The sequence below is a fragment of the Lentimicrobiaceae bacterium genome, assembly GCA_023227965.1.
GTDB lineage: Bacteria > Bacteroidota > Bacteroidia > Bacteroidales > JALOCA01 > JALOCA01.
The window spans coordinates 38,404-48,183 of the sequence record JALOCA010000026.1 but is presented as its reverse complement, the minus strand read 5'-3'; the positions used below and the strand labels follow the sequence as shown (position 1 = coordinate 48,183).

At 32.1% G+C, this 9,780-nt stretch carries 10 protein-coding genes; 6 read left to right on the top strand and 4 right to left on the bottom strand.

The genetic code is table 11. The features are described 5' to 3' along the window. A partial coding sequence (locus M0R21_09580; protein ID MCK9618069.1) for a replication-associated recombination protein A occupies positions 1-516 on the top strand: 516 nt, incomplete at its 5' end. Here the strand turns inward: M0R21_09580 and M0R21_09575 are convergent. Both M0R21_09575 and M0R21_09570 read right to left on the bottom strand, forming a co-directional pair. Next, on the bottom strand, positions 510-1,055 hold the full coding sequence (locus M0R21_09575; GenBank protein ID MCK9618068.1) for a hypothetical protein: 546 nt from the start codon (positions 1,053-1,055) through the stop codon (positions 510-512). The genes M0R21_09580 and M0R21_09575 overlap by 7 nt on opposite strands. Before the next feature lie 23 nt (positions 1,056-1,078). Then, positions 1,079-1,975: a hypothetical protein gene (locus M0R21_09570; GenBank protein MCK9618067.1), complete on the bottom strand. Its 897-nt coding sequence runs from the start codon at positions 1,973-1,975 to the stop codon at positions 1,079-1,081. 98 nt (positions 1,976-2,073) lie between these two features. On the opposite strand from M0R21_09570, the gene M0R21_09565 reads away from it, so the two are divergent. Next, positions 2,074-3,990, top strand: a complete 1,917-nt coding sequence (locus M0R21_09565) for a tetratricopeptide repeat-containing sensor histidine kinase (protein ID MCK9618066.1) — start codon at positions 2,074-2,076, stop codon at positions 3,988-3,990. A 19-nt stretch (positions 3,991-4,009) separates the two neighbouring features. Next, positions 4,010-4,921 (top strand): ATP-binding cassette domain-containing protein, encoded by a 912-nt coding sequence (locus M0R21_09560; protein ID MCK9618065.1) that lies wholly within the window; start codon positions 4,010-4,012, stop codon positions 4,919-4,921. A gap of 839 nt (positions 4,922-5,760) precedes the next feature. Here M0R21_09560 and M0R21_09555 read toward each other — a convergent pair. Beyond that, positions 5,761-6,246, bottom strand: a complete 486-nt coding sequence (locus M0R21_09555) for a DUF4293 domain-containing protein (GenBank protein ID MCK9618064.1) — start codon at positions 6,244-6,246, stop codon at positions 5,761-5,763. Positions 6,247-6,377: 131 nt separating this feature from the next. On the opposite strand from M0R21_09555, the gene M0R21_09550 reads away from it, so the two are divergent. Further along, the gene (locus M0R21_09550; GenBank protein ID MCK9618063.1) at positions 6,378-7,028 is read left to right on the top strand and encodes an HAD hydrolase-like protein; all 651 of its coding nucleotides are present in this window, start codon (positions 6,378-6,380) and stop codon (positions 7,026-7,028) included. Continuing rightward, positions 7,018-8,295, top strand: coding sequence for an NAD(P)/FAD-dependent oxidoreductase (locus M0R21_09545; GenBank protein MCK9618062.1), 1,278 nt, complete (start codon positions 7,018-7,020; stop codon positions 8,293-8,295). Before M0R21_09550 ends, M0R21_09545 begins: the two co-directional genes overlap by 11 nt. Positions 8,296-8,314: 19 nt before the next feature. Here the strand turns inward: M0R21_09545 and M0R21_09540 are convergent, their stop codons facing one another. Beyond that, the gene (locus M0R21_09540) at positions 8,315-9,043 is read right to left on the bottom strand and encodes a hypothetical protein (GenBank protein MCK9618061.1); all 729 of its coding nucleotides are present in this window, start codon (positions 9,041-9,043) and stop codon (positions 8,315-8,317) included. Positions 9,044-9,152: 109 nt separating this feature from the next. On the opposite strand from M0R21_09540, the gene recR reads away from it, so the two are divergent. Further along, the gene (gene recR / locus M0R21_09535; protein MCK9618060.1) at positions 9,153-9,776 is read left to right on the top strand and encodes a recombination mediator RecR; all 624 of its coding nucleotides are present in this window, start codon (positions 9,153-9,155) and stop codon (positions 9,774-9,776) included. The last annotated feature ends 4 nt before the right edge of the window (positions 9,777-9,780 follow it).

Below are 9,780 nucleotides of genomic sequence, written 5' to 3'. Positions count from 1 at the left end.
GATCCCAACGCAGCAGTATATTGGCTGGCAAGAATGATAACGGCAGGTGAAGACCCCTTGTTTATTGCCCGCAGGATGGTAATTCTTGCATCTGAAGATATCGGCATTGCCAACCCCAATGCTTTGCTACTCGCAAATGCCTGTTTTGAAGCAGTAGATAAAATCGGTATGCCCGAAAGCAGGATACTATTATCGGAATGTGCTGTTTATCTTGCCATCTCTCCTAAAAGCAACTCCACTTACATGGCAATTGAAACCGCTTTGGGGAAAATAAAAGAAACTGGTGATCTTCCCGTACCGCTTCACCTAAGAAATGCTCCAACCCGTTTGATGAAAGATATCGGGTATGGAAATGATTATAAATATGCCCACCATTACAAAAACAATTTTGTAAACATGGAATTTCTTCCCGACAAGCTAACAGGAACAGCATTTTATATTCCTTCAAACAACGCAAAAGAAGCAGAATTACGTAACCGGTTGCACTTTTTATGGAAATCGAAATATGGTTACTGACCTGTTCCGAGTTTTTTCAAAATTTTCCCAGCCTTATTAATAAAACCTGGTGAAGTTTCATATTCTAGTTGGTTTTGAATAACCAGCGATAATTCGTTTGTTAGGTCGGGTTCTGATTTTGCAAATTTGTACAAAACCCCCATTGCAAAAACTCTTATTGCTATATCTTCACTCGGGTTATTTAACCAGTCGAAACATAAATTTAACAAAACTCCCGGGTTCGGAATATTTTTTAGTTCGGAATATTCATCAAAGATTTTTAAAAAATTCCTTTTAACTCCGCTAACTTTCGTTTGAGCAAGTAGCAAAATAACATTCTCGTAATGTGGAACTAACAATTTCGGATATTTTGAACAACACAACTGTACAACTCTTGCAGCCCGCATAGAAATCGGATATTTTTCCGAAAAGCACAATGCAAGTACGGCAGCAAATTTTTCGGAATCTCTTTCTACCTTATCAACTACCATGTCTGCAACAGCTCTTTCGCTTCCTAATTGCAATACTTCGATAAATGCTTGTTTATATGAATTATTCATTCAAAAGCTTAATTATTAAACATTTATTTTTCAAATGGGTTAACAAAATTAAAATCAGGGAGATAATTTGCATTGCTTTTTAACTCCTGTACCCATCCTTTATAAAAACCCAGCAATTCCATTTCATTTTTAACCCTGTTGTACTCATCCAGCGTCAACGTACGGTTTAACGAAGGAAATTCAATATTTTTCTTAACTGGAAAGTACTGTGCCATAAGAGAAATTGCAACAGATGCTGATATATTTTCAGCAATCGAATGCAGTACATCCATACTGTTTTCGATAAAACCCGGCAAAATCAAATGTCTTATAATGAGCCCGGAAATGGCATTGTTTTCTTCATCACAAATCAATGAAGATCCTTTCTGGCGATACATTTCCTGCAAAGCAGACAACACTTTTTCCGGATAATTTTTGGCACCACTCAAGCTTGATGCAAGGTTTGCCTGGGCATACTTATAATCAGGAAGATAAATATCCACAATTCCTTCCAATAGTTTTAAAGAGTCAACTTCATCATAGCCATTTGAATTATAAACAATTATTGGTTTTTTGTTTCTTAAGTGCAGTTCATTTATCATTTTAAGCATCTGAGGGATACAATGCGAAGGAGACACAAAACCCAAAGCATGACAACCCGCATTCAGAAATCCGATAATTGTTTGCATAGCAACTTCCCAATCCATCTCCCACGATTCTGCCGGAATTGAATTGTTACTAATTTGATAATTTTGACAATATACGCATTGCAAATTACAATGCGCAAAAAAAACATTACATATCCCAGTTGCGCCACTAATAACAGGTTCTTCGCCTTTATGAATACAGATGCTGGCAATCGTCAGCTTATCTCCGCATGCACAATAACCATTTGCCGATTTGGTGTTTGTACGATTTACCCTACATTTTCTAGGGCACATTAAACATTCGTTCCAATTTTCAAATAAATTCATAGATGCAAATATAGATTATTAAAAAATGTGTATATTTAAATCAGATTTTAAAAAACATTTTTAGCATGTCCACTAAAAAGGTACTATTAAGTATATTGCTTATATTTAATACTTTAAACTATTGCTATGGAAAAAATATTGATAAAAATAAAGAAGAACTAAATACAATAGCCAATCGTTATTTAAAAATCAGTGAGGGGTCAATGGATTCCAGCCTTACATTTTCGTTAAATTATGCACAAAGAGCAGAAAAATTATTTCATTGGTTAGGAAACCCATTAAGCAAAGCATATGCTTATATGTTAATTGGCAAAATCAATACAAAACTTGGAAATTATATTTACTCTTCCATACCATTAATCAATGCTTTAAAAATATTAGAAAAATATAATGATACCAGTAGTTTATTAAATTGCTATATCCTACTCGGAGAATTTTACAGGGCAATAACGCAATACAAATCTTCAATAAACTTACTAAATAAGGCATTAATAATTAATAATATATATAAGAATGATACTATATTTGCAAATATTACAAATCGTCTGGCTTCCACATATTACGAACTAATAAATCATGATAAAGCACTTTTTTATAGTAATATATCTTTAAAAATAAGTAGAAAAATTAATAATTATGAACTAATATCCAGCAACTTGAATATTATTGGATGTATTGAACTAAATAGGAAAAATTTTACAAAAGCCGAACAACTTTTATTAGAAGCAATAGAAAAAAGCAAATTAATAAATAGCTTAAATACAACCAATGTTCTTATTAATATTGGTTATTTATATAATGATTTAAAACAATGGAACCTGGTTGAAAAATATGGAAAAGAAGCTTATGAAAGAGCTTACAAAGCCAATATAAGAGTATATCTTCAAGGTTCAACACATTTACTAAGCATAGCTTATAAACAAAAAAGAAGATTTGAAAAAGCATATTATTATAACCAACTGACTAATGCATACAAAGATACCATAGGTGTTGAAAGAAGTTCAAATGAATTTCAAGCACTAAAATCGAATTATGAAATAGAAAAAAAAGAAAGAGAAAACCATATTTTAAAGCAGGATAAAATTATTCAAAGTAAAATAATAAAATATGAAAAAACAAAATTTATAATGATCATAATAATAACATTTTTATTATTTATTGCTATTTTTTATGTACTTTTTAATAGATATAGAATTCGTAAAAAAAATAATTTGTTAACATTACTAAATGAAGAAATAAGTAGAAAAAATGCTGAAATTGAAAAAAATGCTGAAGTGTTAAAACAGATAAATAATGAAAAAGATAAATTTTTTTCAATAATTGCTCACGATTTAAAAAGTCCTTTTAATAGTATAATGGGATTTTCTGAGCTATTAAATATCTCATATGACGATTATACAGATGAAGAAAAAAGAGACTTTGCAAAAAATATTTTTCAATCTTCATACGGAGCGTTCCGTTTACTGGAAAATTTACTCGAATGGGCAAGAATTCAAACAAATAGAACAGAATTTAAGCCGGAAACAATTAATTTAAAAAATTTAATTAATGAAATTATACAAATTCATTTTCTTTCTGCTCATAATAAGAATATCAATCTTATTAACAATGTTACACAAAACTTTTTAGTATACTCGGACAAAAATATGGCTTCTACAATAATAAGAAACCTAATTTCTAATGCGATAAAATTTACCAATATCGGTGGTGAAATTATTATTTCAGCAAAGTTAAATGCAAATGATACTGAAGTAGCAATCAGCGATAATGGCATGGGTATTCCTGAAAAAGTTTTGCCTTTATTGTTTCGCATAGACGAAGATGTTAAAACAATAGGCACTCAGGGAGAAACCGGGACAGGAATAGGATTAATACTATGTAAAGAGTTTGTCGAACGTAATTCGGGCAAAATATGGGTAAAAAGTAAAGTTGACAAAGGGAGCACTTTCTTTTTTACCCTTCCTCTCGGTGCTAACCAGTAATTGTTTATATCTAAATATTATGAATAGTCCACATATTATTCAAATTAATAACCTAAATTTTAATTTTGGGAAACATCCTGTTTTACAAAATGTTTCGTTGCAGGTCCCTTACAACAGTATTTTTGGTTTTTTAGGACCCAACGGAGCTGGTAAAACAACTACAATTAAAACAATTATGGGTTTATTAAGAATAAAAGATAATAGCATTTTTGTGTTTGGAAAAGATATAAATAAACATAGAATAGAAATTTTAAGTAATGCTTCTGCTATTGTTGAAGTTCCTTCTCTGTATGATCATCTTACCGCAATTGAAAATCTGAAAATCACTTGCTTGTTGCGAAACATTGATTACAAAAGAATAAATAACGTTCTCGATTCCGTTAATCTTACAAATGATGCATCCCGCAAAATACGGCAGTTCTCAACTGGCATGAAGCAACGGTTAAGTCTGGCTTCTGCTTTACTTTCACAACCAGAATTACTTATTCTTGATGAACCTATTAATGGACTCGATCCTAAAGGAATCATTGAAATCAGGAATCTTCTTTTTGACTTAAATAAAATATATGGCACTACTATATTTATTTCCAGCCATATTTTAAGTGAAATCGAAAGAATTTGTTCTCATATTGGAATTATCAATAATGGAAAAATTGTATTCCATGGCTCAATGGATACTCTAATCAAGCAAAGGAATAAAGTTCAACAGGTTATAATAGAGACTTCTGAAATACAATCAGCATTTAATCTATTGCAAAATAAATTTATTGTAAAAAATGACAATAATTTTTTAATTTTACAATACAATTCAAAGCAAGACATAGCCAATGCACTGGAAATCATAACAACACATCATATTCCTGTTTATTCTGTACAGCCTATTGCAAACTCTCTTGAAGATTCTTTTTTACATTACTTAAATATTGATTAGATTTTTATGTATCTCCGAGTTTTACAAACCGAATTTCTCAAAATAAAACGTTCTGTAGTTCTTTGGCTTACCCTGATCTACCCATTAGGAACGGTATTTTTAATATCTCTTTTTTTATACGGGGATAACAATTTGCCAGATAATCCATGGCTTACATTTTGTAAGCACTTAAATGATACAGCATCTTTTTTTATTCCTTTTTATATTGTTTTAATTACAGGCTATATTTGTTTCAACGAGCATAAATCCAACACACTAAAACATATTTATGCTCAGCCAATCAGTAGGTTTAATTTGTTTATTGGTAAAATTTCAATAATATTTATTTTATTATTCATAACATTTATTCTATTTATTCTTCTTGCATATTTAGCTGGCTTTATTTTAAACTTTGTATCATCCCGCTTACCATTTAAACTTAACAGCCTTCCTTTTCAACATTTTTTAACAATTTTTACTCGTACATATTTATCATGCTTTTTAATTGTTGTCTTTCAACACTGGCTTTCATTCCGGTTGAAGAATCTGGTATTACCAATTGCAATAGGGATAATTTTAATAATTCTACCTATAGGAATCCTTATGGTTTTAGGGATAACACGGCTAATCAGCGATCCCAAGTTGTTTAAATACGTATTTGAATATGACCCATTTACATATCCATTTTCCTCAATTTTTCAATTTAAACCCGGGAAAAAAATAGCAGAGGAAAGTATTTTTACTTCGCTACGAGTTTTGTATTTTATCTTATCTTTAATTCTATTAGCATTTAGCTATTTAGATTTAAACAGAAGGCATATAAAATAATTTAATATTACTTTTAATAAGATAACACTATTCTATCTTAACCTATCGGCAGAACGCACCAGTTTTTCGTCGCGCATAATCGAGCGGTATGCCAAAACAATTAATATTAATGCACTGATCGGCAAATATATACCTAAAGCACCATGATAATCGGGTTTTACTCCTGCTTTGCGTTCAATTAGATTAATATACACAAATAAAATTGCCACAATAAGTAACATTGTAAGAAAAATATTTACTTTGACGTGTGATATTTGCTTAGTTCTGTTCTTATAAAGAAATATACTTTTTAAATTAACAAGAATTATTATGCCCACAAGTAGTGCCAATGGTTGTGCAAACCATGAAGGGAATAATGGCGTTGCTCCCGGCACCAAATCTTTGAGCTGATAAATATAAAATTCAAGATTAACAATACTTTGTAATGTTCCTCCGAAAAAAGCTATGGGAACAAAAAACAAAATAATTAAAGCTATACTTGCCAAAGCCAAATAAACAGTTTGAATGCGTTGTATCATTTTTATAAAATTATTTAATATTCATGCCGACAAAGATAATAACAATGTTTTTTCCGGGACAGAGATTTCCCTATTTTTGAAAAAAATTAGGACGGCGTAATATACTTCTGACAAACAAACATATACATTAAATGGGCATTTCGACTCTCATTTGGGACTGGAACGGGACTTTGCTTAATGACGTAAGTATCTGCATTCAATCCATGAATACTATGCTAAGAAAAAGGAATCTCCCGCTTCTTTCTCTCAAAAAATACAAAGAAGTATTTACCTTTCCGGTAAGAGATTATTACGAGAAAATCGGGTACAATTTTACAAAAGAAAAATGGGAAGATGTTGCTATTGAGTTTATTGAACTTTATCTTGCCGGTTTACCCCAATGCCGCCTTGCTGACCAGGCAGAAAAGTTACTTTGCCATTTTCATAATGCTGGGTTAAATCAGGTAATACTTTCTGCCATGCACCAGGAAAAGCTCAATTCCTCCATTGATAATTTTAATATTCGGCAATATTTTTCTTACACTTTGGGTATTACAAATCATTATGCCGAAAGCAAAACTGCAAACGCGCATTATTTGTTGAAAATTTTACAAACCAATCCCAAAGAAGTTTGTTTAATTGGCGATACCTTACATGATTTTGAAGTTGCCAGAGTTGTAGGAATAAAAAGTATTCTAGTGTCCTATGGACATCAATCGGCAAAAAAACTTCATTCGTCAGGTACACATGTTGTTAACACTTTATCTTCACTAATTCAAATGATTAACCACGATGGACGTTAATATACCTCCCACTTTTAAAAAACGTATCGTAATAATTGGCTGCGGATTTGCAGGCTTAAAATTAGCGAGAAACCTTAATAAAAAATATTTTCAGGTTATTATTATTGATAAAAATAATTACCATCAGTTTCAGCCTTTATTTTATCAAGTGGCGGCTTCCGGTATTGAGCCTAGCACCATTTCATTCCCTCTGCGAAAAATCTTTCAGAATTATAATAATGTATTTATCAGAATAACAGAGGTAACCAAAATTGATCCGCAGCAAAAAACCGTTTTCTCCGCATTGGGAACCATATGGTATGATTATCTTGTAATTGCAAGCGGTGCAGACACTTCTTACTTTGGAATGGATGCTTTACGCACAAAAGCGATTCCAATGAAATCGGTTTCAGAGGCATTATATTTAAGAAATAAGATTTTACAGAATTTTGAAGATGCCGTGAGTTGCCAAAACGAAGAAGAAAAGCAACGATTGCTTACCATTTGCGTGGTAGGTGGCGGACCTACAGGTGTCGAAATAGCGGGTTCCCTTGCTGAAATGAAAAAATATGTAATTCCAAAAGATTTTAAAGAGCTTAATAACAATACTATAAATATATATTTACTCGAAGCCTCCTCAAAAATATTAGGTAATATGTCGGTTATTTCGTCAGAAAAGACGAAACAATTCCTTAAAAAAACAGGTGTTAAAATTATTACCGATGCAACAGTTAATAATTACGACGGAAAAACAGTGTTTATTAATAATAACGTTGAAATTCAATCATCTACTCTAATTTGGACTGCAGGAATCACCGGCAATACGCTTCCCGGACTTTCATCTACGGCATATGGAAAAGGAAATCGCTTGCGGGTTGATTCATTTAACAGAATAAATACCTATGAAACAATTTTTGCAATCGGTGATATTGCACTCATGCAAACACCAGAGTTTCCAAATGGACACCCGCAGGTAGCTCAGGTAGCTATACAACAGGCAAGGCTTCTTGCCAAAAACCTGGAAAATCTTATTGCCAACAAATCATTGATACCATTTGTTTACCATGATTTCGGTTCTATGGCAACTATTGGCAGAAATTTAGCAGTTGTGGAAATAGGTAAATTCCGGTCGCAAGGATTATTAGCGTGGTTTATATGGATGTTCGTACATCTTATGGCTATTGTAGGTGTCAAAAACCGGTTGTTGATTTTTATTAACTGGTTCTGGAACTATATTACCTATGATCAATCCCTGCGATTAATAATAAAAACCAAAAATAAAGAATAATGAATAGCAGCAAAAATAATTAGTCAATTATTGCATTAGAATCTTTTTCCATTTTAATTTCCTTTATCAGGAATCCGTTTTTATATATTTCTTTTTTTTCAATTAAACCTGTATCAGAATAATATAGCCATTCATTTTCACGATTTCCTTTATGGTATTCTCCGCTAACCATTGTTTTTCCATCAGGAAAATAAAAAACAGCTTTGCCATTTAAAAAGTTATTAGAATAATTTGCGGAAACTTTTATGTTTCCATCAGGAAAATATTGTACCCATTCCCCTTGTTTTATGTCATTTTTCCAAGTAGTTTTTTCAGAAACTTTTCCGTCCTGATAATAATTTAAATGAACACCTTCTTTTAGTCCAAGCCTGTACAGCTCTTTTGAAATCATGCAGCCCGTTTCATCAAAAAAAGTCCAGATACTATCTTTCTTTTCTTTTACATATTTACCCACAGCCATAACCTTTCCATTTCTATGATAAGTAGTAGTGCGGGATACTTTACCATTATCAGAATAAACTAAAAACGTTTTTAAAATATCTTTGGGATAATAATACCTAAATTCGCCAATTGGAATATTGTTTTTAAATTGTCCTTGGTATTTCAAGTTGCCGGTTTCATCTATTTTTTTCCAATAGCCTTGTTTTCTACCTTTTGTATCAGTAACATTTATTTTTTCATCACTCAATTTCTGAGAAAAAGTAAAGGTGGAGATGAGCAATCCTAGTAAACAAAACAATATTTTCATGCAAGTTGTATTTTAAGTAATTTTGAAGGCACAAAACTAATAATAGTTTTGCTGTAAAAATGTATTCCCCGAACATGGAAATTATAAATTCAAAAAAACAATAAAAGCCGTGAATGCCTATCCTTCCAAACTCCTTGAGAATGCAGTAAATGAATTGTCGAAAATGCCGGGTATAGGAAAACGTACAGCACTCCGCCTTGCTTTGCATCTTCTCCGACAGGAAGAACATTATGCAGATGCACTTGGCAATGCAATATTACGGTTAAGAAAAGAAATTAATTACTGCAAGTATTGTTATAATATCTCAGATACAGATATTTGCAATATTTGCTCCGATGTAACACGCGATCATTCAACAATTTGCGTGGTGGAGAGCATTAGAGACGTAATGGCAATTGAAAACACTTCACAGTACAGAGGTGTTTATCACATTCTGGGAGGAGTAATTTCTCCGATGGAGGGCATTGGACCTAATAACCTAAATATAGAAGAATTGGTGCAACGAATCAAAACAGGTACTATCCGTGAACTGATAATGGCACTTCCCACTACAATAGAGGGTGAAACAACCCACTTTTACATTTATAAACGATGTAATGAAAACCAGGTATTTATTTCCGCTCTTGCCCGGGGGGTTGCCATTGGCGACGAACTTGAATACATTGATGAAGTTACTTTGGGCAGGTCAATCCTTAACCGGCTTCCTTACGAGAACATGCTTTTAAAACAATAAGTTA